Annotated in this window: 25 protein-coding genes and 1 pseudogene; 16 read left to right on the top strand and 10 right to left on the bottom strand. The window is 64.5% G+C overall.

All coding sequences use genetic code 11. The annotated features are described in order from the left end of the window. Window positions 1–2 precede the first annotated feature (2 nt). The gene (locus tag AC3A4H_RS20220; protein WP_348780273.1) at window positions 3–182 is read right to left on the bottom strand and encodes a hypothetical protein; all 180 of its coding nucleotides are present in this window, start codon (window positions 180–182) and stop codon (window positions 3–5) included. A gap of 365 nt (window positions 183–547) precedes the next feature. On the opposite strand from AC3A4H_RS20220, the gene AC3A4H_RS20225 reads away from it, so the two are divergent. Then, window positions 548–697, top strand: a complete 150-nt coding sequence (locus AC3A4H_RS20225) for a hypothetical protein (RefSeq protein WP_348780272.1) — start codon at window positions 548–550, stop codon at window positions 695–697. Window positions 698–761: 64 nt separating this feature from the next. On the opposite strand, the gene AC3A4H_RS20230 is transcribed toward AC3A4H_RS20225, so the two are convergent. Then, window positions 762–1,043, bottom strand: a complete 282-nt coding sequence (locus tag AC3A4H_RS20230; RefSeq protein ID WP_487768309.1) for a hypothetical protein — start codon at window positions 1,041–1,043, stop codon at window positions 762–764. Between the two features lie 521 nt (window positions 1,044–1,564). Here AC3A4H_RS20230 and AC3A4H_RS20235 point away from each other — a divergent pair. Further along, window positions 1,565–2,761: a phosphoglycerate kinase gene (locus AC3A4H_RS20235; RefSeq protein ID WP_487768310.1), complete on the top strand. Its 1,197-nt coding sequence runs from the start codon at window positions 1,565–1,567 to the stop codon at window positions 2,759–2,761. 174 nt (window positions 2,762–2,935) lie between these two features. Next, the gene (locus tag AC3A4H_RS20240) at window positions 2,936–3,961 is read left to right on the top strand and encodes a class I fructose-bisphosphate aldolase (protein WP_487768311.1); all 1,026 of its coding nucleotides are present in this window, start codon (window positions 2,936–2,938) and stop codon (window positions 3,959–3,961) included. Between the two features lie 241 nt (window positions 3,962–4,202). On the opposite strand, the gene AC3A4H_RS20245 is transcribed toward AC3A4H_RS20240, so the two are convergent. Together AC3A4H_RS20245 and AC3A4H_RS20250 are read right to left on the bottom strand one after the other, a co-directional pair. Next, on the bottom strand, window positions 4,203–5,240 hold the full coding sequence (locus AC3A4H_RS20245; protein ID WP_487768338.1) for an alpha/beta hydrolase family protein: 1,038 nt from the start codon (window positions 5,238–5,240) through the stop codon (window positions 4,203–4,205). 219 nt (window positions 5,241–5,459) lie between these two features. Next, window positions 5,460–6,536 carry a helix-turn-helix domain-containing protein gene (locus AC3A4H_RS20250; RefSeq protein WP_487768312.1) on the bottom strand — a complete coding sequence of 359 codons (1,077 nt, stop codon included), beginning with the start codon at window positions 6,534–6,536 and terminating at the stop codon, window positions 5,460–5,462. 182 nt (window positions 6,537–6,718) lie between these two features. Here AC3A4H_RS20250 and AC3A4H_RS20255 point away from each other — a divergent pair. The 3 genes and pseudogenes from AC3A4H_RS20255 to AC3A4H_RS20265 all read left to right on the top strand — a co-directional run. Then, window positions 6,719–7,072 (top strand): annotated as a pseudogene (locus AC3A4H_RS20255) (SGNH/GDSL hydrolase family protein); the annotation flags it as partial. Window positions 7,073–7,130: 58 nt separating this feature from the next. After that, entirely contained in the window at window positions 7,131–7,661 is a 531-nt protein-coding gene (locus AC3A4H_RS20260; RefSeq protein WP_487768313.1) for a dihydrofolate reductase family protein, read from the top strand. A 32-nt stretch (window positions 7,662–7,693) separates the two neighbouring features. Continuing rightward, entirely contained in the window at window positions 7,694–8,413 is a 720-nt protein-coding gene (locus tag AC3A4H_RS20265) for an SGNH/GDSL hydrolase family protein (protein ID WP_487768314.1), read from the top strand. A 129-nt stretch (window positions 8,414–8,542) separates the two neighbouring features. Here the strand turns inward: AC3A4H_RS20265 and AC3A4H_RS20270 are convergent, their stop codons facing one another. Further along, entirely contained in the window at window positions 8,543–8,704 is a 162-nt protein-coding gene (locus AC3A4H_RS20270; RefSeq protein ID WP_348780265.1) for a hypothetical protein, read from the bottom strand. 359 nt (window positions 8,705–9,063) lie between these two features. On the opposite strand from AC3A4H_RS20270, the gene AC3A4H_RS20275 reads away from it, so the two are divergent. From AC3A4H_RS20275 to AC3A4H_RS20295, 5 genes are all read left to right on the top strand, one after another. Further along, the gene (locus AC3A4H_RS20275) at window positions 9,064–10,971 is read left to right on the top strand and encodes a propionyl-CoA synthetase (protein WP_487768315.1); all 1,908 of its coding nucleotides are present in this window, start codon (window positions 9,064–9,066) and stop codon (window positions 10,969–10,971) included. A 132-nt stretch (window positions 10,972–11,103) separates the two neighbouring features. Continuing rightward, window positions 11,104–11,271 (top strand): hypothetical protein, encoded by a 168-nt coding sequence (locus AC3A4H_RS20280; protein WP_487768316.1) that lies wholly within the window; start codon window positions 11,104–11,106, stop codon window positions 11,269–11,271. Window positions 11,272–11,290: 19 nt separating this feature from the next. Further along, complete coding sequence (locus AC3A4H_RS20285) at window positions 11,291–11,872, top strand: DJ-1/PfpI family protein (RefSeq protein ID WP_487768317.1); 582 nt, start codon at window positions 11,291–11,293, stop codon at window positions 11,870–11,872. A gap of 103 nt (window positions 11,873–11,975) precedes the next feature. After that, the gene (locus AC3A4H_RS20290; RefSeq protein WP_487768318.1) at window positions 11,976–12,695 is read left to right on the top strand and encodes a helix-turn-helix transcriptional regulator; all 720 of its coding nucleotides are present in this window, start codon (window positions 11,976–11,978) and stop codon (window positions 12,693–12,695) included. 70 nt (window positions 12,696–12,765) lie between these two features. Beyond that, window positions 12,766–13,197, top strand: a complete 432-nt coding sequence (locus AC3A4H_RS20295) for a GFA family protein (protein ID WP_487768319.1) — start codon at window positions 12,766–12,768, stop codon at window positions 13,195–13,197. Window positions 13,198–13,260: 63 nt separating this feature from the next. Here the strand turns inward: AC3A4H_RS20295 and AC3A4H_RS20300 are convergent, their stop codons facing one another. Next, entirely contained in the window at window positions 13,261–13,968 is a 708-nt protein-coding gene (locus tag AC3A4H_RS20300) for a DUF1013 domain-containing protein (RefSeq protein WP_348780259.1), read from the bottom strand. A 412-nt stretch (window positions 13,969–14,380) separates the two neighbouring features. On the opposite strand from AC3A4H_RS20300, the gene AC3A4H_RS20305 reads away from it, so the two are divergent. Continuing rightward, window positions 14,381–14,935 carry a DUF3291 domain-containing protein gene (locus AC3A4H_RS20305; protein ID WP_487768320.1) on the top strand — a complete coding sequence of 185 codons (555 nt, stop codon included), beginning with the start codon at window positions 14,381–14,383 and terminating at the stop codon, window positions 14,933–14,935. A 45-nt stretch (window positions 14,936–14,980) separates the two neighbouring features. Here AC3A4H_RS20305 and AC3A4H_RS20310 read toward each other — a convergent pair whose 3' ends face one another. Continuing rightward, on the bottom strand, window positions 14,981–16,078 hold the full coding sequence (locus tag AC3A4H_RS20310; RefSeq protein WP_487768321.1) for a linear amide C-N hydrolase: 1,098 nt from the start codon (window positions 16,076–16,078) through the stop codon (window positions 14,981–14,983). A 280-nt stretch (window positions 16,079–16,358) separates the two neighbouring features. On the opposite strand from AC3A4H_RS20310, the gene AC3A4H_RS20315 reads away from it, so the two are divergent. Beyond that, on the top strand, window positions 16,359–17,855 hold the full coding sequence (locus tag AC3A4H_RS20315) for an amino acid permease (RefSeq protein WP_487768322.1): 1,497 nt from the start codon (window positions 16,359–16,361) through the stop codon (window positions 17,853–17,855). Window positions 17,856–17,866: 11 nt separating this feature from the next. On the opposite strand, the gene AC3A4H_RS20320 is transcribed toward AC3A4H_RS20315, so the two are convergent. Together AC3A4H_RS20320 and AC3A4H_RS20325 are read right to left on the bottom strand one after the other, a co-directional pair. Further along, the gene (locus tag AC3A4H_RS20320) at window positions 17,867–18,901 is read right to left on the bottom strand and encodes a hypothetical protein (protein WP_487768323.1); all 1,035 of its coding nucleotides are present in this window, start codon (window positions 18,899–18,901) and stop codon (window positions 17,867–17,869) included. A gap of 798 nt (window positions 18,902–19,699) precedes the next feature. Beyond that, the gene (locus AC3A4H_RS20325) at window positions 19,700–20,710 is read right to left on the bottom strand and encodes an NAD(P)H-quinone oxidoreductase (RefSeq protein WP_487768324.1); all 1,011 of its coding nucleotides are present in this window, start codon (window positions 20,708–20,710) and stop codon (window positions 19,700–19,702) included. Window positions 20,711–20,828: 118 nt separating this feature from the next. On the opposite strand from AC3A4H_RS20325, the gene AC3A4H_RS20330 reads away from it, so the two are divergent. From AC3A4H_RS20330 to AC3A4H_RS20340, 3 genes are all read left to right on the top strand, one after another. Beyond that, window positions 20,829–21,023 carry a DUF1192 domain-containing protein gene (locus AC3A4H_RS20330; protein WP_487768325.1) on the top strand — a complete coding sequence of 65 codons (195 nt, stop codon included), beginning with the start codon at window positions 20,829–20,831 and terminating at the stop codon, window positions 21,021–21,023. Between the two features lie 95 nt (window positions 21,024–21,118). Then, on the top strand, window positions 21,119–22,366 hold the full coding sequence (locus tag AC3A4H_RS20335; RefSeq protein WP_487768326.1) for an MFS transporter: 1,248 nt from the start codon (window positions 21,119–21,121) through the stop codon (window positions 22,364–22,366). A gap of 91 nt (window positions 22,367–22,457) precedes the next feature. After that, window positions 22,458–22,910 (top strand): hypothetical protein, encoded by a 453-nt coding sequence (locus AC3A4H_RS20340; RefSeq protein ID WP_348780254.1) that lies wholly within the window; start codon window positions 22,458–22,460, stop codon window positions 22,908–22,910. A gap of 48 nt (window positions 22,911–22,958) precedes the next feature. Here AC3A4H_RS20340 and AC3A4H_RS20345 read toward each other — a convergent pair. Continuing rightward, window positions 22,959–23,608: NnrS family protein (locus AC3A4H_RS20345; protein WP_487768327.1), on the bottom strand; the 650-nt coding region annotated here is incomplete at its 5' end.

Consider the following 23,608-nt stretch of genomic DNA (forward strand, 5'->3'; position numbering starts at 1 on the left):
GGTCAGGCCCTGCTTTCGTTTTCCCGCAACCTGTGCAACGCTTCCTGCTCGGCTACCGATAGAAGCGCGCCCAGATCGTTCAGCACGTAATCGCTGTCCACCGCGGCGATGGTGCGGCGCAGCAGCCTCAGCGTGTCGCAGGCTTGACGTAAAGTATCCCGTATTTCGTTGTGTTCTTCCACGGTCGCGCTCGCCCATCTTGGCGCATTTCGGCTACAACAGTTCAGTCTTGGGAAAGTTCCAAGCCTACGCCCATTTGCCGAGCCGCCCCCACCGAACGCTGAGTTGAAGCCGATTGCACCACCGCTTCAAAAGAAATTCTCGAAGGCACGGAACCTTTCTCCCGCCAAATCCTTTACCCTGCACGACAGGTAGAGCCCCCCTTCAGCCTGCCGTGCCCTTACTCAAAAAGCCGTCTCAACCCTGAGACGGCTTTTTTTTTGAGCACATCTATGCGTTAATCTCGCCGAAAGCTTGCTGAAGGCTTGATGAAGCGGGGCGATATCCTGGCGGCGGGCAAAAGGGCCTTTCGATAGGGTGCACGCAGATGCTGCTTGCTCGCATGACACTGGTGCTGTTGCTGTCGGCCGCCTTCGCCGGTGCCTTTGCCGGGGTCGTCCGCTATGCCGCCCATTCGAATTTTCGTGGCGACGAATGCCGGGTGATCGACAACCGGGCCTGCTACGGCCCCTATTAACTCTAGCTCGCCTCTCGGCGGCGCCGACCACGCCGCCCCGCCCCGCACGCCGGCGGTCAGGGCGTTACTCGCAGACCACCTTCACGCGGCCCGTGGGCTGGGTCACCTCGTGGCACAACAGCGAGGCGGCCGGGGCCGCCGCAGGCTCGGCCTGTGCCATCTCGGTCTGCGCAGCCGCCTGGCGCTTGGCCGGGGTCGTCTTCTTGCGCGTCGCCTTTCGCGCCCGCTCCGAGGCGGGAATGGGCGGCACCGGCGGGAAGGCCGCCACGGCCAGCGGCTCGCTGCTCAGCAGGCCCGGCGCCGAACCCAGCGGCCGGAACTCGATCGAACCATCGGATGTGCGCATGCAACCACCCGCCGCGAGCAGACCGCCGCATGCAAACGCAGCCAACATCGGCCGAATGCGATCAACCATCATGACGTCCCCCTCGCCGCGAAACCGGCGACCTGTTGCGCCACGTCCCAACCCCTTTCAAGTCAACGGAAACATCCGCAGAAATTCAAGCTGGCTGGCAGGCGTTTCTGGCGCTTCGCCCAACAATCTCGGCATATGTTGTCGCGCAGCAACGCAAAGCGCGCAATCCCCCCGCCGCCACCGGCCGGCGCCGCCTTCGCCGGCCCCGCCTTTATGCGGTCCACAGAAACTTTCGACGTGGTTCGTCACACCTGGCGGGCAACGACGGCGGTGGCCGGCTGCGCCCGGCCTGGCCGGATCCCTCCGCCTTCCGCGGCCCGGCGGCCAAGCCTCGGGCGCGCCGGCCGCGGGGGGGCGCTGCGATTGGTCGCGCGTTCTCCACGAATTGCCAATCTTGCATCCGACGGAAGCCGATATACAGTTTCGCCATTGCAGCTAGGAGAGAATTGCCCATGGCCGGTTTCAAGACGCTCGATGACCTTGGCGAGGTCAAGGGCAAGCGTGTCCTCGTGCGCGTGGACCTCAACGTCCCCGTCGCCGACGGCAAGGTCAGCGACGCCACCCGCATCGAGCGCGTCGCGCCGACCATCACGGAACTCGCCGGCCGTGGCGCCAGGGTCATCCTGCTCGCCCATTTCGGCCGGCCCAAGGAAGGCCCCGACCCGGCCCTGTCGCTGGCGCCCATCGCAGAGGCCACCGCGCAGGTGCTTGGCCGTCCCGTCGCCTTCGCTTCCGACTGCATCGACGACGCCGCCGCCAAGGCGGTCGCCGCCATGAATGACGGCGACGTGCTGCTCCTGGAGAACACCCGCTTCCACAAGGGCGAGGAGAAGAACGACGCCGAATTCACCAAGGCGCTCGCGGCCAATGGCGACATCTATGTCAACGACGCCTTCTCGGCCGCGCACCGCGCCCACGCCTCCACCGAGGGCTTGGCGCATTTGATGCCGGCCTATGCCGGCCGCACCATGCAGGCCGAGTTGGAAGCGCTTGAGAAGGGCCTCGGCAATCCGGTCCGCCCCGTGGTGGCCATCGTCGGCGGCGCCAAGGTCTCGACCAAGATCGACCTGCTCATGAACCTGGTGAAGAAGGTCGACGCGCTGGTCATCGGCGGCGGCATGGCCAACACCTTCCTGGCCGCGCGCGGCACCGATGTCGGCAAATCGCTGTGCGAGCACGACCTTGCCCAGACCGCCAAGCAGATCATGATCGAGGCCGCCCAGACCGGCTGCGCCATCATCCTGCCGTCCGACGGCGTGGTGGCGCGCGAGTTCAAGGCCAACGCCGCCAACGAGACCGTGGCGATCGACAAGGTTCCGGCCGACGCGATGATCCTCGACGTGGGCCCGAAGACCATCGAGACCGTCAACCAGTGGATCGACCGCGCCGCGACGCTGGTCTGGAACGGCCCGCTCGGCGCCTTCGAGATCGAGCCTTTCGACCGCGCCACAGTCTCGGCGGCGAAGCATGCGGCCGCCCGCAGCAAGGAGCGCAAGCTGGTTTCCGTCGCCGGTGGCGGCGACACGGTCGCAGCCCTCAACCATGCCGGCGTGGCCGACGACTTCACCTATGTCTCCACCGCCGGCGGCGCCTTCCTGGAGTGGATGGAAGGCAAGCCGCTGCCCGGCGTGGACGTGCTGAAGGCCTGAAGCGGTTTTGCCCGCAGAAAAACCCCGGTTTTCACGGCCCTTTTCGCCCCTTTCGAGGGGCGAAATGCTTTATCGGGGGACCGTCCAGCCTTTCAATCGATTCAAGCATTTGACCGCCATTCCGTTGTGCGGATACTTCTGTTATGCGCCCCTCGAACGACATAGGAGGGTTTCATGACCGAACGTCTCGAAGACATCGCCGCCGCCATGGTGGCAAGCGGCAAGGGTATTCTGGCGGCCGACGAGAGCAGCGGCACGATCAAGAAGCGCTTTGACGCGATCGGCGTCGAATCCACTGCCGATACGCGCCGCGACTATCGCGAACTTCTGTTCCGCACCACCGACGCGATGAAGAACTACATCTCGGGCGTCATCCTCTATGACGAGACGATCCGTCAGAAGGCCGCCGACGGCACCCCGCTGGTCGATCTCATCAAGGCCACCGGCGCCATCCCCGGCATCAAGGTCGATGCCGGCGCCAAGCCGCTGGCCGGCTTCCCGGGCGACACCATCACCGAGGGCCTCGACGGCCTGCGCGAGCGCCTGGCCGAGTATTACAAGCTCGGTGCCCGCTTCGCCAAATGGCGCGCGGTGATCGACATCGACACCACCAAGGGTGTTCCCTCGGCCACCTCCATCGGCTCCAACATGCATGCGCTGGCCCGCTATGCGGCCCTTTGCCAGGAAGCCGGCATCGTGCCGATCGTCGAGCCGGAAGTGCTGATGGACGGCGCCCACGACATCGACACCTGCTACGAGGTGACCAAGGCCGGCCTGGTGAAGCTCTACGGCGAACTCTATGCCGCGCGCGTCAAGCTGGAAGGCACGGTCCTGAAGCCGAACATGGTCATCCCCGGCAAGAAGTCCGGCAAGACGGCCTCGGCCGAAGAGATCGCGGAAAAGACCCTGCGCCTGTTCCGCGAGACGGTGCCGGTCGCTGTGCCGGGCATCGCCTTCCTGTCGGGCGGCCAGTCCGACGAGGAGGCCACCGCCAACCTCAACGCCATCAACGCCGCCGGCGCGCAGCCGTGGAAGCTCACCTTCTCCTATGGACGCGCCCTGCAGGCCGCCCCGCAGAAGGCATGGAGCGGCAAGGCCGAGAACGTCGCCGCCGCGCAGGCAGCCTTCGCCCACCGCGCCCACATGAACAGCCTGGCCACGCTCGGCGAGTGGCAGCAGCAGCTGGAAAAGGCCGCCTGAGGTTTTTTCTCAAGGCTCTTGGCCGACCATCAAAGCCCCGCTTAGCGCGGGGCTTTTTCTTTTGGGCGGCAGGAGTGAGGCAGCCCTTCGCTAAGAACGTCACAGATGGTGTGGAAAGCGGAAGGGCTGCTTCTAGCAGCGAGTGCGCCATAGCCGGCGCAAAAGTCGTCGACGAGATGCCGAGTTTTGCGTCCACCTATGGCGGCACAACTTAGGATTCTTGCGAAATCACGCTTCCCCATCAACGGCTCGTTTTCAGGGCTCGATCAAAAGCCTCTGTGACCATATTGACCAACTGCTTATGAATTTCGAGGCGTGAACGTCCCCCGCCGTCTGAGCAGATGGGATCACCGATCTTTTCGGAATTGGCAATCTCCGCCGCACCGGGTTTGCACTCGCCAAACATGCTGAAATGGCTCGCATCCTCGATCATGGAATACGTACCCTTCTGGATGGCCTTTACGATCCCGGAAGCGAGCGCGGTCCGGGGGATCTTTCCTAGTTGGCCAAGGTTCACGATCTCGACAGGGATCGAAACATCAGAAAGCGTGTTGGCCTGAAAGACATCCACCGGCGCAGGATCGATTGCCATCGCAAATTCAATCCTCTTGTCTTGGTTGTCACGACCAGCTGATTGCATATCCATGGCGTGAAGATCGACGCCGCTTTGCCTGACCCATCCGCAGAGCGAAGGATTAAGGGCATCGTTGTCACAGTAGTTAGCCAGACGGATAGGATCGATGCGAGCACCCGCCAGCATCAAGGCCGTGCTCCCGCCCATCGAAAGTCCGAGTACGCCGACCTTGTCGGCTTCGAGATTATCCTTGAAGAAGGCATCTTTCTCGACAGCGTCCATGGTCGCGCTGATATCTGCAGGCCTTAGCCAGAGCTTCATCGTTTCCGCTGCGGATCGATTCGCCCCGGTGTTCCCGGGATGAGTAGGAGCGGCCACGATGAACCCCTGCTTTGCCAATGGCGTTGCAATCCAGCTCACTGCGTGTGGAGTTCCTCCCAGGCCAGCGCCATGGGATAACAAGATCAGCGGGTATTTTCCGCGCGAGATCGGGGCTTCGAGCATGGCGTCCGTCCCCACAAAAAATACGTTCTCGCCAAGCGTGATAGGTTTGCCACCTGGGTCCGCCGGGTACCAAACGGTGACAGCGAGATCGCTGCCTCGCTCTTTGGTGGGAGCCGCAATCTGCCGCATGCCGACAAATTCACTGGCAGCGACCGAATGATGCACCATCAGCACCGAAGCGGTGGTGAGGCAGAGCAACATCGCGATTTTTATCAACGATTTCACAGGATTTCCTCTTTTGGCCTTCATCTTCGACACGCTGCTGATCTCAGGTCGCATCCTGGTTGATGCTGAGGGGAGCGTGGAGTCAAACTGGAACTTGACCAAAATCGAGAACGGCGCGCCCTTGAACACGATCTCGGACGTTCGAAATCGCGATCTAGGTCGTTTCGTGCGATGACTTTGGACCGAGGCGAAGGCCTACGAGGCGGGCGCTTCCGTCGGTGCATCAGGCGCGGTAGCTGTCTCGCCGCTAGCGCGCCGATAACTGCTCGGGGTCATGCCTGTGACGCGTAGGAATTCCCGATTAAAGTTCGATTTTGTACCGAAACCCGCTTCCAGCATGATGGCTGTCACCGGATCGCTTGTCGTGGCCAGCCGCCGTTTGGCATCGCTGACGCGGTATTCATTCACGACCTGCGAGATGTTGCGGCCATGAATTCGGTTCAGAGCACCAGAAATCTGGCGTCCTGGGATGCCCGCACGCCTTGCAAGACGCTCCAGTGTCAGGTCCGGGTCGCGATAGAGATGCTGCTCAAGCATCAGGGCATCGACCCGGCTTGCTGTAGCTTCGTCATCTCCAATGCTTGTAGATGCCGGTAGTGGGGAGGAGCAGGGGGCGAAATCTTCCGCAGTGGTATTTGCCTCATTGTCGGGACGGGATTTGTCCGCGACCGTGGCGGCGTAACCGGCAACCGCTAGCCACAGAACACTCGCAACCGTGAGAAGCGTTCGGGCCTGCTGGCCATCACCAAGTAAGAAATCGAGCGACACTATTGCGTCGAGAAAAGCCGTCACAACAAGCATGACCGCCACTGCGACGAGCGCTTTATGCGCGGTCCACTCATCGGCAATACGCACAGCGGAAAGCGCGTCCGGCCCCTGTCGCGCAACCCGTAAGAGCGCAAGACCGTATCCAAGGTAGATGGCAAAGAGAACGATATCGATCGGCGTCCGCCAAAAGACGACAAGAACCACAACGAAGCTCGCTGGCATCAGGTGCAGCAATAGGTGGAGGGGCTTTGCAAGGTTATTGCGGCGCAACTGGTCGAAGGCCGCGAAGGAGAGTGCAGGAAGGACGGCGGCGACGACCGGCTGGACAAAACGGGCCGGATGCCAGTCAACGTTCCAGTTCAGTCCCGACAAGACCGCCTGAGCGGCAAAAGTGGCGACGAGCAGCGGAAACAGCCCAAGCTTCCGTTCTCCCTGCCTGATTATCCGCACGAGGATAAGGCAGAGAAGAAGGGAGATGACGAATGGCAGCGGTATCGAAGGCATAAATGACCATTCTCACGGACTGGTTCTTAGTCGCATGCATGCGTCATCCGCGATTAGCAAGTCTCCCAATTAAAACGAAAGTTCTGCACCTGACTTCTGCGAGAGTATCACCGATGACGACGGCCGCCTGCAAGGTCTGGTTTCAGGAGTAATGACCGCCGACGAACTACCGGGATGAGATCGTGAGCAGACTGTCCCGGCAGGTCTCCTGGCTTCTCTCCGAAGTCTGCACCGCGCAAGCCGGGTTTTCACCTCCCCAGGGGCTTGGGGTGCGCCGCCGCACCACGCGCATGCTGCCGGCGCGCGGGCCGGTCTGCACGCCATCGAAGGCAGCGAGCCAGCCGTCTCACTTCTGGTGCTTGGCGATTCTTCCGCCGCTTCCGTCGGCATCAACCATTCGCAGGAAGGGCCGGCCGCGCAGCTGGCATCGCTGATCTCGGCCCGTACCGGCCCGCGCCCCGCGCTGGCGTGCGGCGGGCTTCAACTCGGCCATGGCCGGAGAGTTGCGCGACCATCTGCTGCCCCGGATTGTAGCCCGCTTCATTTCTACGTACCCTCGGCAGCTTCCAGGAGGTAGCGAGGAGGATATCCCACATGGCGAGGCTCGTCTTTGCATTGAACCAGTCGCTGGACGGCTATGTCGACCACATGGCATTTGCGCCCGATCCTGCGGTTTTTCGTCATTTCATCGACGACGTGCGCGGGCTGGCCGGCACTGTCTACGGTCGCCGCATGTACGAGGTGATGCGGTATTGGGACGAAGACCATTCCGAGTGGGACGAGGCAGAACGTGACTATGCGGCGGCGTGGCGGAGCCAACCGAAGTGGGTCGTGTCGCGCTCGTTGAACGAGGTTGGCCCCAACGCGACTCTTGTCAAGGATGACGTCGAGGCGGCGATACGCGGGCTGAAAACTCAGCTCGATGGTGAGATTGAAGTTTCCGGACCGGAACTGGCGGCAGGCCTGGCCGAAATGGGCCTTGTCGACGAGTATCGATTGTACCTCCATCCCGTTGTGCTCGGCGGCGGCAAGCCGTTCTTCGCCGGGCCGCGGCCCCGACTGCGCCTCGTGGCGAGCGATCGCATCGGCGAAGAGGTGATCAGGTTGACATATGTTCCGGCATAGTCACGGCAATTGGCACGCTCTATAACCGGCCCATGTCGCGCCTTGCCCCGCTCCTCACCTGGCTCGCCCTTCCCGCCTATGTCTGGCAGGGGCTTGGGGTGCGCCGCCGCACCTCGCGCATGCTGCCGGCGCGCGGGCCGGTTCTGCACGCCATCGAGGGCAGCGAGCCCGCCCTCTCGCTTCTGGTGCTGGGCGATTCCTCGGCCGCTTCCGTCGGTATCGACCATTCGCAGGACGGCCTTGCCGCGCAGCTGGCGTCGCTGATCTCGGCCCGCACCGGCCGCGCCGTCCGCTGGCGGGCCGCTGGCTTCAACTCGGCCACCGCCGGCGAGTTGCGCGACCATGTGCTGCCCAACCTGGCGCCCGACCCGTGGACGCATATCGTGCTGTCCATCGGCACCAACGACACCAAGAATTTCCACACGCTGCGCCGCTTCAAGAAGGAGTTCGGCGGCCTGCTCTATGCGCTGCGCGCCAAATGGCCGGAGGCGCGCGTGGTGTGGTCGCCTGTGGTGGAGTTCACCAGCATGCCGGCGCTGCCGCCGCTATTGGCCAAGATCCTCGAAGTCCGCGCCGGCGCCGTCAACGCGCTCGGCACGCGGCTGTGCCACGAACGCGGCGCCGCGCCCGCCACGCGCCTGCCCATCCTCGACCCCGCGGCCGGCTTTTCCACCGACGGCTTTCATGCCTCGGCCGCCGGCTACCGCGCCTGGGCCGAGCATTTGGCCGAGCTTGTGCTGGCTGAGAGCTAGCCGGTAGTCCGTCGAGTGGGCTCACACCTCCGTCGTCCTCGGGCCGGAGCATGAGCGAAGCGAGATGCGGAGGTTCCGGGGACCCATGCCTCGGACTTTCAACCGGCACGCCGGGTTTGTCCGCGCCCGTCAGTGCCCGTGGCTGAGAAGCACGGTCAGCGCGATCGCCCCCAGCGCCAGAAGCGCCAGCTTCCAGAAGTCGCGCCGCTGCCTCAAGCCCGGCAGGCCGAGCGGCTTGATGACCTGGATCAGCATGATGCCGATGATGACGAGCGACAGCGCTTTGGACATGGCGTGTTTGAGCAGCAACGCCAGGCTTTGTCAAAGCGCTGGCGAGCAAAGGAGGTGCGATATGGCAATCGACCCCCACTCCGGTTTGCTTTGCAAACCACCTCTCCCCCGCTCGACGGGGGAGAGGAAGCGCCGACCGCAGGCTCGCACCCTTCCTCTCCCCTTTTGAGGGGGAGAGGTGCCGAGCGAAGCGAGGTGGAGTGGGGGTAAGTCATGCCGCATGCGATTACCCCGCCCATCCAGTGGAGGAATTAGGCGCTTATTTCCATAGCCAGAGCCGCGCCGGCCGCTATGATTATCCCCGGGAAACTGGAATGCCGGCCAGCAACAAGCCGGACCGATACTTGGGAGGTAACTTGATGTCTTCGCGCTATCACGAAGTCTATGAAAGCTGGCAACGCGACCCGGAAAGATTCTGGGCCGAGGCCGCGCGCGACATCGACTGGTTCAAGCCGTGGGACAAGGTCTTCGACCCCGACACCGGCGTCTATGGCCGCTGGTTCGCCGGCGCCGAATGCAACACCTGCCATAATGCCGTCGACCGCCACGTCGCCGGTGGTCGCGCCGATCAGACCGCGCTCATCTACGACAGCCCGGTCACCGGCCGGCAGCAGAAATTCACCTATGCCGAGATGCTGGCCGAAGTCACCGCCCTTGCCGCCGTGCTGCAGGACCAGGGCGTCGGCAAGGGCGACCGCGTCATCATCTACATGCCCATGGTGCCGGAAGCGGTGTTTGCCATGCTCGCCTGCGCGCGGCTGGGCGCCATCCATTCCGTGGTCTTCGGCGGTTTCGCCGCCAAGGAGCTCGCCACCCGCATCGACGACGCGACGCCGAAGCTGATCGTCTCGGCCTCCTGCGGCATCGAGCCCGGCCGCATCGTCGCCTACAAGCCGCTTCTCGACGGCGCAATCGAGATCGCCCGCCACAAGCCCGAGCGCTGCATCGTCCTCCAGCGCGACGAGCAGCGCTGCGAACTCACCCCCGGCCGCGACCTCGACTATGCCGACGCCGTCGCCGCCGCGAAGGCGTCCGGCCGCCAGGTGCCATGCGTGCCGGTCAAGGCCACCGACCCGCTCTACATCCTCTACACCTCCGGCACCACCGGCCAGCCCAAGGGCGTGGTGCGCGACAATGGCGGCCACATGGTCGCGCTGAAATGGTCGATGGAGAACGAATTCGGCGTGAAGCCCGGCGAGGTGTTCTGGGCCGCGTCCGATGTCGGCTGGGTGGTCGGCCACTCCTACATCGTCTACGCACCACTCTTCCACGGCTGCACCACCGTCCTGTTCGAAGGCAAGCCAGTCGGCACGCCCGACGCCGGCACCTTCTGGCGCGTCATTTCCGAGCACGGGGTGGTTGCGCTGTTCACGGCGCCCACCGCCTTCCGCGCCATCAAGAAGGAAGACCCGGCCGGCGAGCATGTCGGTCGCTACGACCTGCAAAAATTCCGCACCCTGTTCCTGGCCGGCGAGCGCGCCGACCCCGAGACCATCAAATGGGCCGAGCAGCGGCTGAACCGCCCGGTCATCGACCATTGGTGGCAGACCGAGACCGGCGGCCCGATCAGCCACAACCCGGTCGGCCTTGGGCAGCTGCCGGTCAAATACGGCTCGCCGGGCGTGGCCATGCCCGGCTACGACGTGCAGGTTCTGGACGACGCCGGCCATCCGGCCGCGCCCGGCACGCTCGGCAATGTGGTGATCAAGCTGCCGCTGCCGCCCTGCTGCCTGCCCACGCTCTGGCACGCCGACGAGCGCTTCCGCCGCGCCTATCTCGATGAGTTCCCCGGCTACTACAAGACCGCCGATGCCGGCTATCTGGACGAGGACGGCTATCTCTTCATCATGGCCCGCACCGACGACATCATCAACGTCGCCGGTCACCGGCTCTCCACCGGCGGCATGGAGGAAGTGCTGGCCGAGCACCCGGATGTTGCCGAATGCGCGGTGGTGGGCATCAACGACCCGCTGAAAGGCCAGGTGCCCTGCGGCTTCGTGGTGCTATCGTCTGCCGCCACGCGCGATCCGGCGATCATCGAGAAGGAGATCGTGCAGCTGGTGCGCGACCGCATCGGCGCCGTCGCGGCCTTGAAGCTGGTGGTCACCATCAAGCGCCTGCCCAAGACGCGCTCGGGCAAGATCCTGCGCTCCACCATGCAGAAGATCGCCGACAGGGAGGAGTGGATCATGCCCGCCACGATCGACGATCCCGCCATCCTGGAGGAGATCAAGGCAGCGCTCGCCGCGCGCGGCATCGGCGTCTGACACAGAGCGTGACCCCGAAATGTGGAAACCGTTCGCGCTGGCGGCTGCCCGCCTGCGCGGGCGGCCACTCCTGACGCACCGCTGTCAGGATGGGTGTGAGACAGTGCCTCCTGCAAGCCGAGGAGAGTCGCAATGTTCACGCCAGATGTTTTTAGCGCCGTCCGCAAGTATGTCGGCAAGTTCCAGACCCTGCGCGACCAGGTCCGCACGGAACGCTTCATGAATTCGCTTCCCGAAAGCCTCCTGAAGGACATAGGCTGGCCGGACAGATATGCGGCCCGGCGCGCGCACCGCGGCTGAAATGCTGGAGGGACCTGCCATGACACGCCAGAAATCGGTTGGCTTCGTCTTTGTCGAAGGCTTCGCCGACTGGGAATACGGGCTGCTTTCCGGCTCGCTCGCCGAATGGTTCGATGCGCGAGCCGTGTCGCTCACGCCCACCGGCGAGGTTGTCAGTTCCATGAGCGGCTTCCGCCTCACCCCGCAGCGCGGCGCCGATCCGGCCGAAAACGCCGATCTCGACGCCATTGCCGTCATCGGCTCCGACCTCTGGGCAACCCCGCGCACGCCCGACATCTCGGCGCTGCTGTGCACGGTCGAGGAGCGCGGCGGCGTGGTCGGCGGCATCTGCGGCGGCACTTTGGCGCTTGCCCGCGCCGGCCTGTTCGAGAATGCCGACCACACCAGCAACGGCCGCGAATGGATTTTGCAGCACGAGCCCGGCTATGCAGGTGCCACCCGCTACAGGGACGTGCCGCACGCCGTAGCCGACAACCGCATCGTTTCCGCGCCCGGCTCGGCGCCCGGCACCTTCGCGCTCACCTTCCTGAAGGCGCTCTATCCCGAGCGCGCGGAGCATGTGGCGGAAATGGAAAGGCTTTTCGCGCGCGAATTTTCCTGACAGACGCCGAACGCTCCTGACATTATGTTGTCAGGAGACCCATGCCAACATGCGGCCCTCGATAGCCAGCTTTGACAGTGGCCAGCTTTGATAGTGGATTGCCATGCGACGCGCCGACCGGCTCTTCCAGATCGTTCAGCACCTGCGTGGCGGGCGCCTCGTCACCGCGCAGAAGCTCGGTGCGTGGCTCGAAGTGTCCGAGCGCACCATCTATCGCGACATCGCCGACCTGCAGTCGACCGGCGTGCCCATCGATGGCGAGGCCGGCGTCGGCTACATGATGCGCGAAGGCTTCGACCTGCCGCCGCTGATGTTCACACGCGACGAGATCGTGGCGCTGGTGGCGGGTGCCCGCATGGTGCGCGCCTTCGGCGGGGCCACCATGGCCCGCGCGGCCGACGAGGCTCTGGTCAAGATCGGCGCCGTGCTGCCCGATTCGGAAAAGAGCCGCATCGCCCGCACCGAGATCCACACGCCGATGTGGGTGGTCAGCGACGCCGACCGCGACGCCATCGACATCCTCGAACGCTCCATCGAAAAGCGCGACGTGCTCGCCCTCGACTATCGCGACGAGGCCGGCCGTGGCACCATGCGCGACGTGCGCCCGCTCGGCCTTTGGTTCTGGGGCAAGGTGTGGACGCTGGTGGCCTGGTGCGAGATGCGCGGCGACTTCCGCGCCTTCCGCATCGACCGCATCGCCAGGGTCACCGCGGCGGGGCGCAGCTTCCGGCCCGAGCGCGGCAAGCAGCTTGCCGACTTCTACCGCCGCGTCGAGCGCAACGAATATTCCGGCGACGGCATCAGCCGCTCGATGCGTGTCTGAGGCCGTTCGACCTGCGTCGCCCGATCAGGCTTCGGCACGGATGCTCAGGCGCCAAGCGACGGAGACCAACATGGACATGGATATTCGCGAGATCGACGGAGCATGCCACTGCGGCACGGTGCGCCTGCGCGTCAAGCTGACCGATGGCTTGCGCTCCGCGCGTCGCTGCACCTGCTCCTACTGCCGCATGCGCGGCGCGGTCGCGGTGACGGCCGAGCTGGGCGGCGTCGAAATCGTCTCCGGCGCCGACGCGCTGACCCTCTATCAGTTCAACACCGGCACCGCCAAACACTACTTCTGCTCGAAATGCGGCATCTATACCCATCACCAGCGCCGGTCGAACCCCAACCAGTTCGGCGTCAACGCCGCTTGCCTGGAAGGGATAAGCCCGTTCGATTTCGCCGAGGTCGCCGTCACGGACGGCGTCAACCATCCTTCCGACCGGAAGGAGGAATCCGGGTCCGACATCGTCGGCGTCCTGAAGTTCATCCCCAGCGCCTGAATCCTGCCTAGCGCCCAACAAAAAACCCCGCCGAAGCGGGGTTTTTTGTTGTTCCAATGCTACTCAGCGGCGGTGAAGATCGTCCTCGTCTTCGTCGTCGTGGCTGGACTTCAGCGAGGAAAGCTTGGCGAACACCGCGTTGGCGTCCAGCTCCTTCTCTTCCTCGGCGTGCTTCTCCAGCTCCGGCTCCATCCGCTCGGTCATGGAGGCCGGCAGCAGGGTCTCGCCCGTGGGGGCGGCGGCGGGGCGGCCATGCGAGGCGCGCTGCACCTCGATGTCGAGGTCGATCTGCGAGCAAAGGCCCAGCGTCACCGGGTCCATCGGCACCAGGTTGGCCGAGTTCCAGTGCTTGCGCTCGCGGATCTGCTCGATGGTCGACTTGGTGGTGCCGACCAGGCGCGAAATCGCCGCGTCCTTCAGCTCGGGGTGGTTGCGCACCAGCCACAGAATGGCGTTGGGGCGATCCTGACGCTTGGAAAGCGGCGTGTAGCGCGGGCCCTTGCGCTTGGTCTCGGGCACCCGCACCTTGGGCTCGGAAAGCTTGAGGCGATGGTTGATGTCACGCTCGCCGCGGGCGATCTCCTCGCGCGAAAGCTGGCCGGTCATGACCGGGTCCATGCCCTTGATGCCCTGGGCCGATTCGCCGTCGGCAATCGCCTTCACTTCCAGCGGGTGCAGCGAACAGAACTGCGCGATCTGGTCGAAGGAAAGCGCCGTGTTGTCGACCAGCCAGACGGCGGTCGCCTTGGGCATAAGCAGCGTATTGGCCATCGAAAATATCCTCTCGTTCGCCCGCGTCCCTTTACGCGGGCGGTGGATCAAGACCACCGAAATCGGGAATTCGACGGTTATATAACGCTGTTCGGGCCCTGGAGCAAGAAAACTTCACGAAATTCCCATGATCGGGAAACCGCCGCCCACGGCTCGCCTCGATGAAATATCACGCGGAGAAAGCAACTCGAACCCGTTGAAGAGGAACCGCGCTGCCGGGAGCACGCCAGCCCAAGAAATTCTACGCAAGCGCCGAAGCGTTTGGCAGTCCAGCCTCGAGAATCGTTTCCTGGCATTCGGTCGCGGGCGCGCCCGGTAAAATTTTAGACTGCCCGGCGTTGCGTAAACCGTTGGCAAGACCGTATATTTGAACTCTGGATCATGACCGTCCCGCAAAACTCCAGGAGAACGGATGACGGGAAAAAGCCTCGCCCTGTACACTTTCGGTATATTCCGGCATCCCGCCGATGATCCCTCAAATCAGGGCTTTCATGATCGTAATGATATGAATTTCCAGGTCGTTGAACAAAGCGACGGGTTTATCGCGCGATCCGGTTATCTTGACGAGCCCGGCCCGCCGAGTTGGGGCGAACAAGTTTTTCCCAGATTCTACATCGAGCGTGGAGATGGGTGGTCACCATCCACCTTGTCCTTGTGGGAAGATCTGGCCTCGGCTGTGGCGTTCTCCTACAGCGGCGTTCACGCCGAGGCCCTGAAACACGGGCGGGAATGGTTTCTCAAGCCGGCATGGCCTCCCTATGTGCTTTGGTGGGTCGACGAGAGCCACCGTCCCACATGGCAGGAGGCCGTGGTGCGGCACGAGTTTCTGCACGATCGGGGAGCCTGTCCCTTCGCTTTTGATTTCAAGAACCCGTTTGACGGCGAAGGAAATCAGACCTCGGTCGATCGCGAGGCGGTCAGGTCGAAGGTCCTGTTGAACGAGAGCCGCCAGAAAAATCTCGCCTGACATTTGCGAGCTATCGAGCTTCAGCACAGTCACCGCAAATTCCGATCACTTCACCTCGTCGCTCATATCCACGACCGGCTGCGTGCCCCTGGTGCTCAACAGCCGGATTTTCTTGCCCTCGGGATCGAATTTCGTCAGGTCGACCATGCGGATCGTCTGGTCGTCGTAGGTCTTGTAATAATAGCGCAGGCTCTGCGGGTCGCGGGCGGTGGTAACCATCGTGTAGTCGGTGTGCATAACGCCGCCATCCTCTTCCCGCGCCACGCCCACCGGAATGTCGAAATTGTTGAGGATGTGGAAGACCTGCTCGATGCCTTGTGCGGCATTGTCGGAGGGTATGGCCGTGGCGCTGAAGACTGCCGCGCGCACGAAGCGCGAAGGCGGCGTGAAGTCGCCGGGCAGACCCAGCATGCCGCTTCCTTGCCCCAGCTGCTGGAAAACCTTCCCGTCGATGGTGATCGGCGGCACGTTGCGCGGATTGAGCGCGATGTAGTTGCGCAGATTGGTCATGTGCCAGTCGAATGCCGGCGAATTTGTCATCACGCCCAGGGGGTTGTCGTGCACCACGAGCCGCCCGGCTATCGGCTCGATGACGATGCTGGCGCCGGTCCTGTCATAGACGACATAGTGGAACGGCGGCGGCTCCGGTCCCCAGCCCTGCAGCACGGTGGGCGCGATGACGACAGCCTCGCTCTCCACCGCCTCGCGCGCCTCGCCCACCGAGGCGAACTGCGTCAACAGCCAGTTGGTGAAATCGGCCGGTGACAGCGCCTTTTCCTGGTTGGCGGGCGTGACCGGCGTGTAGCCGGCAAAGGTCGGGAAATAGAACGCCCCGACCGCCAGGCCAGCGTCGTTGAGGCCGTCCAGAAGCTTCAGGTCCTTGAACGCGATCGCCCCGACGGCCGCGTGCTTGGCCGAATATTTCAGCCCTTCCCCGCTCGGGGTCTGGCCGACGAAGGCATATCCGCGCGGAACCACGGCGATGGAACTGTCGATGGTCGTGCCGAACTCGACCGTGCGTCCATGCACGATGGACCCGTCCTTCGTTTTCAGCATGATCCCGGTACAAGCGGCGGCCGGCGGGATGATTGCGGCTGCGGCTACCGCGGCAAGAAGAACGGCCTTTCCGATCAGGGCATTCATGGCGCAAAACTCCGTGAGCAGCCCGCGCGAGCAGAATTGCGGGCCCGCAACTCTAGCGCGCATAGCGCCCCCGCATCATTGACCGCGATCAAAGCGCCATCGCCACAGCCCCCTGAACGCTCGAAGCGAACGGCCCTGGGCCGGCGCCTACACGACTTCGCGATTTTCGCCTGCAGGGGCGGAACCCGCGCCCGCCATGGCGAATTGTCGGTTTGCAATCCGCAATTCGTGGCGCGGCCGGCCAGGCGGCAGGAGCACTCGGCGCCCAGGAAATGAAGCCATGTCCCTGGCCGACTACATGCACCGCAAGCCCCTGGCCGAAATCGTCCGCGGCGCAAGGGGGCACAAGCTTGTGCCCAGCCTGGGCGCGCTCAGCATCACGGCGCTCGGCATCGGCTGCATCATCGGCGCCGGCATATTCGTGCTGACCGGAACCGCCGCGGCGCAGTTTGCGGGGCCGGGTGTCATGCTCTCCTTCGTCCTGGCCGGCATCGCCTGCAGCTTCGTCGGGCTGTGTTATGCCGAGCTTGCGGCGCTGATCCCGGTTTCGGGCAGCACCTACACCTATACCTATGTCACGCTCGGCGAACTGGTGGCCTGGATCATCGGGTGGGACCTCATCCTCGAATACGCCATGGGCGCGGCAACCGTTTCCGTCGGCTGGTCGGGCTACGTCGTCAGCCTGCTGAAGAACTTCGGCATCGCCTTTCCGCCGGCCTTCGCGGCGGCGCCGGGAACGGTGGCCGACAAGCTTGCCGACGGCACGGTGGTCCACGGCATCGTCAACCTGCCGGCCGCCTTCATCGTCGCGGTGCTGACCTACCTGCTCGTCATCGGCACATCCGAATCGGCGCGGCTCAACAACGTCATGGTCGCGGTGAAGCTCGCCGTGGTGCTGGCCTTCATCCTCATCGGCGCGGCCTATGTCTCGCCGGCCAACTGGCATCCGCTGATCCCCGAAAACACCGGCGAGTTCGGCCAGTTCGGCTGGAGCGGCATACTGCGCGGCGCGGCGGTGGTGTTCTTCGCCTTCATCGGCTTCGACGCGGTTTCCACCGCAGCCCAGGAAGCCAGGAACCCGCAGCGCGACATGCCCATCGGCATACTGGGCTCGCTTGCCATCTGCACCCTGCTCTACATCGCGGTTGCGGCGGTGCTCACCGGCATCGTGCCCTATCAGGATCTCAACGTCGCCGACCCCATCGCAAGGGCCGTCGATGTCATCGGGCTTACCTGGTTCTCGGTGCTGATCAAGATCGGCGCGATCGCCGGCCTGACCACGGTCATCCTGGTCCTGCTCTACGCCCAGAGCCGCATATTCTTCACCATCGCCCATGACGGCCTGCTACCGCCAATATTCACGGAGATCCACCCCGTCCGCAGAACGCCATGGAAGAGCCAGATCGTGATCGGCACGGTGGTCGCCATCATCGCCGCGCTTACCCCGATCGGCATCCTGGGCGAGATGGTCAGCATCGGCACGCTGTTTGCCTTCGTGCTGGTGTGCGGCGCGGTGCTCTATCTGCGCAAGAGCCACGCCACCGCCGCCCGGCCGTTCCGCGCCCCCGGCGTTCCGGTGGTGCCCATACTGGGCATATTGTTCTGCCTGCTGCTGATGGCCGGCCTGCCGCTCGACACCTGGCTGCGGCTGATCGTGTGGCTGGCCATCGGCCTGGCAGTCTATTTCCTCTACGGCCACAAGCACTCGGTGCTGATGAGGCGGCGCTCGGCGGCCGTGGGCCAGGAGCCGTCGGACGCCGCCGGCCCCGTGGGCTGAGTTCTACAGTCTTACGGCGCCGCCCAGTAGTTCAGCACCGCCGACGATGCCGCGCCACCCACCACGCAGGGAATGCCGAGCGCCACCTGGCCGGTGGCCGCGGCCGCGATGCACCCTATCGAAAGCGCGCCCTGCCCCAGCTTGCCCCACCATGCCACGTCTCGCTTGGAGCCGGGGCCCATCCGCTTGAGGTCCTCGAGCCGGTCCATCGCGGTCTTGCGCAGCGACGAGATCTCGACGGTCTCGGCGGCTTCGATCGTTTCTGCAAGCTGCTTCGCCGTCTCCCTGTCGGTCTGCTGCCCATGCAGCTTCTTCAGCTGCTGCAGCAGCTTCTGGTCGCGCGAGGCGTTCATGGCCATGGTGAACTTGGCCATGCTGCCGATCGTCAGCTTCTCGACGTTGTCCCGCTCGACCGACCACGGCAGCATCCTGATCATGCGCTGGAGCGGCGCGGGACTGCGCGCCGCGTAGTAGTAGCCCCAGTAGACGTCCAGCATCTCCGGGCGCTGCTCCAGCGGAATCTCCCTGTCCTCCATCTTCCGGGCAAACCATTTGGTCGGGTTGGCGCGGTCCTTCCACGTGGTCTTATTTTCGGCCACGGGCGTGTCCGGGGTCGGCAGCTTGCCCTCCAGGTAGCGCTGCGCCATCAGCTTGCGCGTCGGAATCTTCGGCGCCGACCGCGTCATCAGCCCGCGCCAGTCGGGGTGGCCGGAATAGGCGATGGCGCGCACGATGGCCCAATGATCGGCCGTGCGCAGCACCAGCAGCTTCTTGACGGTGTCATCGGCGCTTTTCGGCTTCGAGCCGATCATGCCGGCCATGAAGCCGACATACATGCCCGCCGCTTCCGGATCGTTCAGCAGGCCGATTTCGCTCGCCGCCTTCATCACCGATGGCGCCCGGGCAAGGTCGCGGCTCGGATTATAGGCGTTCATCCAGGCCAGCACATCCTGCTTGGTAGGTTGCGGCCGCGGTGCCGCCAGGGCCATATCCGAAGCCGTCACCGCGGCAATCAATGCAACCAGTGCAACGAAAAAAGCTCGCATATCCCAGATCGCGCATCCCGCGCGCCCATTTCTTGATTGTCGTAGGGTGTCCATCACCGCGGTGGACTCAACAGGCATGTGGGACCGTTTCAGGACCCCCTCGCGACCATTTTGCGGCGGAAGCGCCCAGAAAACGGCGCATTTCGGCCGGCCGGCGCCAACTTCATCCGGCCGTCTCGACCAGCTTCGCCCGCGCGGCTGCGCGTTCAGGTGGATGAAATCCGGCCGGGTCCGGCCGCAAGTGCTTGAACCGGTTGCGATCTACGAAATAGTTCCGCCTCTTTCATCCCCGCCTTTTGCGCAGCCGGCATAATGGCCGCATCGCCCTCGCGGGAACACGGGTCATGAACCGGATGCGCGTGGAGGGCGACGGCGTCCGGGCTGGTGGCGCTACGGTAGCGTCACTGGGTGACGAGCCCCCAAGCCCGGGCCTCGGCGGCGGCTGGCCACGCGAATGTGGAGGGTGAGGAATGGTCCGCGAAGCGGACGAAAAGCCAACGATTTGGCTTTTCGAATGACGAACGCCCGGAGCCATAGCGGAGGGCCGGTGCGGCGCAAGAGCGCTGGGTGGGCGCATGGCAAGCGTCAATCACTCAAGCGGGCTTGTACCCCCACCCCTAACCCCTCCCCACCGGGGGAGAGGACGATTTCGTCGTCGTGGCCGCCAAAAACGGTGAAGGTTGGCGCCGAGCGGCCACGCAGCAAAGTTCCCCTCCCCCTTGTGGGGAGGGGTTAGGGGTGGGGGTACGTGCGGGGCGGGATGCCGGCAATGACATGCGCCTTACGCCAGCCCGCCCCCTACGCCACGTCCAAGACAATCTTGCCTATGTGCTGGCCTTCCTCCATGCGCTCATGGGCGCGCCAGGCCTCGCGCAGCGGGAAGATCATGTCCATCACCGGCGCGATGCGGCGGCTGGAAAGCAGGGGCCACACATGCGCCTCCAGCCCCGCCGCAATGTCGGCCTTGACCTCCACCGGGCGCGGCCTGAGCGTGGAACCGGTGTGAACCAGCCGCTTCACCATCAACCTGGAAAAGTCGGTGCTGGCCACCGCCCCGCCCATCGTGGCGATCTGCACGATGCGGCCCTCGACGGCGGCCGCTTCGTAATTGCGGGCGACATAGTCGCCGCCCACCATGTCGAGGATGACATTGGCGCCGCGCCCTTCGGTCGCCTGCTTGACCGCAGCCACGAAATCCTCGGTGCGGTAGTTGATGGCGCGGTCCGCTCCCAGCCGCAGGCAGGCCTCGCATTTCTCCGCGCTGCCGGCCGTGGTGATGACATAGGCGCCGAATGCAGCGGCAAGCTGGATCGCCGTGGTGCCGATGCCCGAGGAGCCGCCATGCACCAGAAACGCCTCGCCGCCCTTCAGCCCGCCGCGCTGGAACACGTTGTGCCATACGGTGAAAAAGGTTTCCGGCAAGGCCGCCGCCTCGGTGTAGGTGAAGCCGGCCGGTATCGGCAGCGCGTTGGTCTCGTGCACCCTGGCATACTCGGCATAGCCGCCGCCGGGGGTCAGCGCGCAGACCTGGTCGCCAATGCGCCAGCGCTTCACGTCCTCGCCAACCGCCGCGACCTCGCCCGACACCTCCAGCCCCGGCAGGTCGGAAGCGCCGGGCGGCGGCGGGTAGGCGCCCTTGCGCTGTGCCACGTCGGGCCGGTTGACGCCGGCGGCCTTGACCCGGATGAGGATCTCGCCGGTGCCGGGCAGCGGCAAGTCGCGCCGCTCGGGCTTCAGCACCATCGGGCCGCCGGGGGTGGTGATCGCCACCGCCATCATCTTCTCGGGCAACGTCTCGCCGCTGGTCATCGCTCGCCTTCCTTTCTTCGGCCGCCGGTCAGGCGTCCGGAATTTGCATCTTGTGCCCACCCTTATGTAGGCTGTCGCCTCGACTGGCAAACCGGCAGGAAGCACTGGCGAGGCGACAATGGCGATCTTCGACGACGAACCCAAGAAACCCGCAGCTCAGCATGTCGTCGGGCAGGATCTTTCGCTGCTCTCGGTCGGCGACCTTGCCGAGCGAATCTCCCAGCTCAAGGCGGAGCTCGCGCGGCTGGAGGCAGAGCTGAAGTCCAGGGATGCCACCAAGAACGCAGCCGAGGCGTTGTTCAAGCGCGGTTAATTGGCCGAACATGTCGCAAGCGCGCCGCCGAAAAGTCGGAATGTCGGTATCTTCAAGGGATACCCCTCCTCAATTCCGATTCGCCGGACAGACGCATGCTTGCAGCCTATAAACCGATCTTCTCGCTCCTGCGCGGCACTGCCTTTCTGCTGGCGGCTTCGGGCCTGCACGGCCTGCTGCTGCCCCTGCGTGGCCAGGAAGAAGGCTTTTCCACCGCGGCTCTCGGCCTGATGGGCACCGCCTGGGCCGGCGGCTTCGTGGCCGGCTGCTACTTCGCCCCACGCCTGGTGCGCCGGGCCGGCCATGTCCGCGCCTTCGGCACTTTCGCTGCCTCGGCGGCGATCATCGCGCTGCTCACCGGGCTGTGGATCGACGAGTGGGTGTGGATCGTGCTGCGCGCCTTCACCGGCTTTGCCATGGCCGGCGCCTTCATGGTCATCGAAAGCTGGCTCAACGAGCGCGCCACCAACGAGAACCGCGGCACGGTGTTCGGCCTCTACATGATGGTCACCTTTGGCTCGATCATGGCCGGCCAGATGATGGTGGCGGCGGGCGACGTGAGCAACGATTCACTATTCATGGTCGCCGGCATCTTCTTCTGCCTCTCGCTAATTCCTACGGCGGTGTCCAGCGCCGCCCATCCCAAGCCGCTGCAGGACGTGTCGCTGGACCTGAAGGGGCTCTACGCCAACTCGCCGGTCTCCTTTGCCGCCTGCCTGCTGATCGGCGTGGCAAACGGTGCCTGGGGCACGCTCGGCGCGGTCTATGGCGCGCGCATCGGCATCTCGACCGCCCAGATCGCGCTTATGATGAGCCTGGTGGTGGTAGCCGGTGCCGCCATGCAGATGCCGATGGGCCGCATCTCCGACAGGACCGACCGTCGCTACGTCCTTGCCGCCGCCGCTTTCGGCTCTGCTGCGGTCGGCGTGCTGATCTTCCTGGCCGCCCCCCGCAGCGGCGTCATGGTCATCGCGATGACCGCCGCCTATGGCGCGCTCGCCTATACGCTCTATTCGCTGGCCGTCGCGCATGCCAACGACCACGCCCGCCCGGAAGATTTCGTCAAGGTTTCGGGCGGCTTGCTGCTGCTCTACGGCTTCGGCACGATGATCGGCCCGGTCATCGGCGCCGGCCTGATGGGCTCGATGAGCCCGGAAAGCCTGTTCCTGTCCACCGCCCTCGCGCACTTCATGCTGGCCGGCTACACGCTGCTGCGCATCAGCCGCCGCGCGCCGGTGCCGGTGGAAGACCGCGAAGCCTTCAAGACCTTGCCCTCCGAGCGCGGCGTCACGCCCGAGGCGGTCCGCCTCGACCCGCGCACGCCGGCCGAGCAGGAGGCCTGAGCCACCCGGCAACATCATGCGATCCTATCCAGGCCAAGGGAATCGCTTTAGAGCTTCCTCCCGTCAATGCACGGAGCGAGGAGGCTCTACTTTGAAGCGCATCGGTACTGTTTCCGTCTTTATTGCAACCGCACTGGTCAGTGCTTGCACGGCAGACAAACACCCTGAGCAGGAAAGCCGCGCGGTGCTGCCTGCAAAGACTGCCGACCCTGCAGCCGCGTCGGCACCTCCCAAGCTTGTCGAAACCTACACGACCCACATCAGCGAAAAGGACAAATTCGACAACAACGGCAAGCGGCTGACCAGCGCCAAGGAGATCGTTCTCCAGGATCGGAAGAACTTCTACGATTTCAACCTGCGCGATCCGAACGACCGTCCTGACAAATTCTTTAGCTCAAAGCCCAACCGATGGGGCGAGACTACCCCCGTCCATGACTGGCGGATGGGCAGCGGCGTCGAATACGAGGTCCAGAAAGGCAATCCGAACCTGAAGGTGCAGGTATACGACAACGGGCACATCAACGTGAAAATCGAAGGCGATTGAGCCGCGCGGTGCAATCCTCAACGCCAATCGGAACCGCTTCCATGGCCGTTAACGCTGAACGGCCCGGGGGCCCCACAGGATGGGTGCGTAACGCACTGCGAATAGAAGAAATGCAGCGCTCCAGAAAGCTCCACCGCAGGCGAGAACGTCCAGGTACAGATCCCCAGTGAGCGGAGCCGCAACGCGGAGCGCCGCGCCCAGCGTGACCGCGAGGTAGATCACGACGACATAGCGGTCGGCGACGATCTGGCGGCCCGTATGTCCGAGGCTGGCGCGGGTCATCACGGCGAGCGTCATCGTTCCGATGGCGCCGGCCGTCAGTGCATGGATTGCTGCACTCGTGGGAACGGCATGGCCAAGAGTGGAGGCCCCGAGCAGCAGCAGCGCCACCGCGAGCCAGAGATAGCCTACATGCAGGATCAACAGGATCGGCTCGGTGATGGTCCGATGACCGCGCCAACGCAACATTCGGGCAGCAAGCAGGGCTCCCGCGACGATCTGCGCGATGCCTGTGACGATCGATTCCGGAACGGTTACCCAGAGGCTCATGGCGGCCGCCGTCGCCACGAGCGCCGCCTTGTCGAAGCGCCCGAAAACAGCGGGCAAGCGGGCATCGCCGTTTTTGACCAGCCAGTTGCGCGTGAAGCTGGGGACGATGCGCCCGCCGATCAGCGCGATCAGCATGGCAACGACAGCAA

This window comes from Pseudaminobacter sp. Soil_N_29, assembly GCF_057656055.1.

Excerpts from the sequence above, each read along its gene's own strand:
- AC3A4H_RS20305 (WP_487768320.1), top strand. The coding sequence starts at position 14,381 with ATGACGGGAAAAAGCCTCGCCCTGTACACTTTCGGTATATTCCGGCAT.
- AC3A4H_RS20315 (WP_487768322.1), top strand. The coding sequence starts at position 16,359 with ATGTCCCTGGCCGACTACATGCACCGCAAGCCCCTGGCCGAAATCGTC.
- AC3A4H_RS20250 (WP_487768312.1), bottom strand. The coding sequence starts at position 6,536 with ATGCCTTCGATACCGCTGCCATTCGTCATCTCCCTTCTTCTCTGCCTT.
- AC3A4H_RS20230 (WP_487768309.1), bottom strand. The coding sequence starts at position 1,043 with ATGCGCACATCCGATGGTTCGATCGAGTTCCGGCCGCTGGGTTCGGCG.
- AC3A4H_RS20260 (WP_487768313.1), top strand. The coding sequence starts at position 7,131 with ATGGCGAGGCTCGTCTTTGCATTGAACCAGTCGCTGGACGGCTATGTC.
- AC3A4H_RS20275 (WP_487768315.1), top strand. The coding sequence starts at position 9,064 with ATGTCTTCGCGCTATCACGAAGTCTATGAAAGCTGGCAACGCGACCCG.
- AC3A4H_RS20295 (WP_487768319.1), top strand. The coding sequence starts at position 12,766 with ATGGACATGGATATTCGCGAGATCGACGGAGCATGCCACTGCGGCACG.
- AC3A4H_RS20285 (WP_487768317.1), top strand. The coding sequence starts at position 11,291 with ATGACACGCCAGAAATCGGTTGGCTTCGTCTTTGTCGAAGGCTTCGCC.
- AC3A4H_RS20325 (WP_487768324.1), bottom strand. The coding sequence starts at position 20,710 with ATGACCAGCGGCGAGACGTTGCCCGAGAAGATGATGGCGGTGGCGATC.
- AC3A4H_RS20330 (WP_487768325.1), top strand. The coding sequence starts at position 20,829 with ATGGCGATCTTCGACGACGAACCCAAGAAACCCGCAGCTCAGCATGTC.
- AC3A4H_RS20280 (WP_487768316.1), top strand. The coding sequence starts at position 11,104 with ATGTTCACGCCAGATGTTTTTAGCGCCGTCCGCAAGTATGTCGGCAAG.
- AC3A4H_RS20225 (WP_348780272.1), top strand. The coding sequence starts at position 548 with ATGCTGCTTGCTCGCATGACACTGGTGCTGTTGCTGTCGGCCGCCTTC.
- AC3A4H_RS20240 (WP_487768311.1), top strand. The coding sequence starts at position 2,936 with ATGACCGAACGTCTCGAAGACATCGCCGCCGCCATGGTGGCAAGCGGC.
- AC3A4H_RS20310 (WP_487768321.1), bottom strand. The coding sequence starts at position 16,078 with ATGAATGCCCTGATCGGAAAGGCCGTTCTTCTTGCCGCGGTAGCCGCA.
- AC3A4H_RS20235 (WP_487768310.1), top strand. The coding sequence starts at position 1,565 with ATGGCCGGTTTCAAGACGCTCGATGACCTTGGCGAGGTCAAGGGCAAG.
- AC3A4H_RS20245 (WP_487768338.1), bottom strand. The coding sequence starts at position 5,240 with ATGTTGCTCTGCCTCACCACCGCTTCGGTGCTGATGGTGCATCATTCG.
- AC3A4H_RS20265 (WP_487768314.1), top strand. The coding sequence starts at position 7,694 with ATGTCGCGCCTTGCCCCGCTCCTCACCTGGCTCGCCCTTCCCGCCTAT.
- AC3A4H_RS20320 (WP_487768323.1), bottom strand. The coding sequence starts at position 18,901 with ATGCGAGCTTTTTTCGTTGCACTGGTTGCATTGATTGCCGCGGTGACG.
- AC3A4H_RS20290 (WP_487768318.1), top strand. The coding sequence starts at position 11,976 with ATGCGACGCGCCGACCGGCTCTTCCAGATCGTTCAGCACCTGCGTGGC.
- AC3A4H_RS20300 (WP_348780259.1), bottom strand. The coding sequence starts at position 13,968 with ATGGCCAATACGCTGCTTATGCCCAAGGCGACCGCCGTCTGGCTGGTC.
- AC3A4H_RS20270 (WP_348780265.1), bottom strand. The coding sequence starts at position 8,704 with ATGTCCAAAGCGCTGTCGCTCGTCATCATCGGCATCATGCTGATCCAG.
- AC3A4H_RS20335 (WP_487768326.1), top strand. The coding sequence starts at position 21,119 with ATGCTTGCAGCCTATAAACCGATCTTCTCGCTCCTGCGCGGCACTGCC.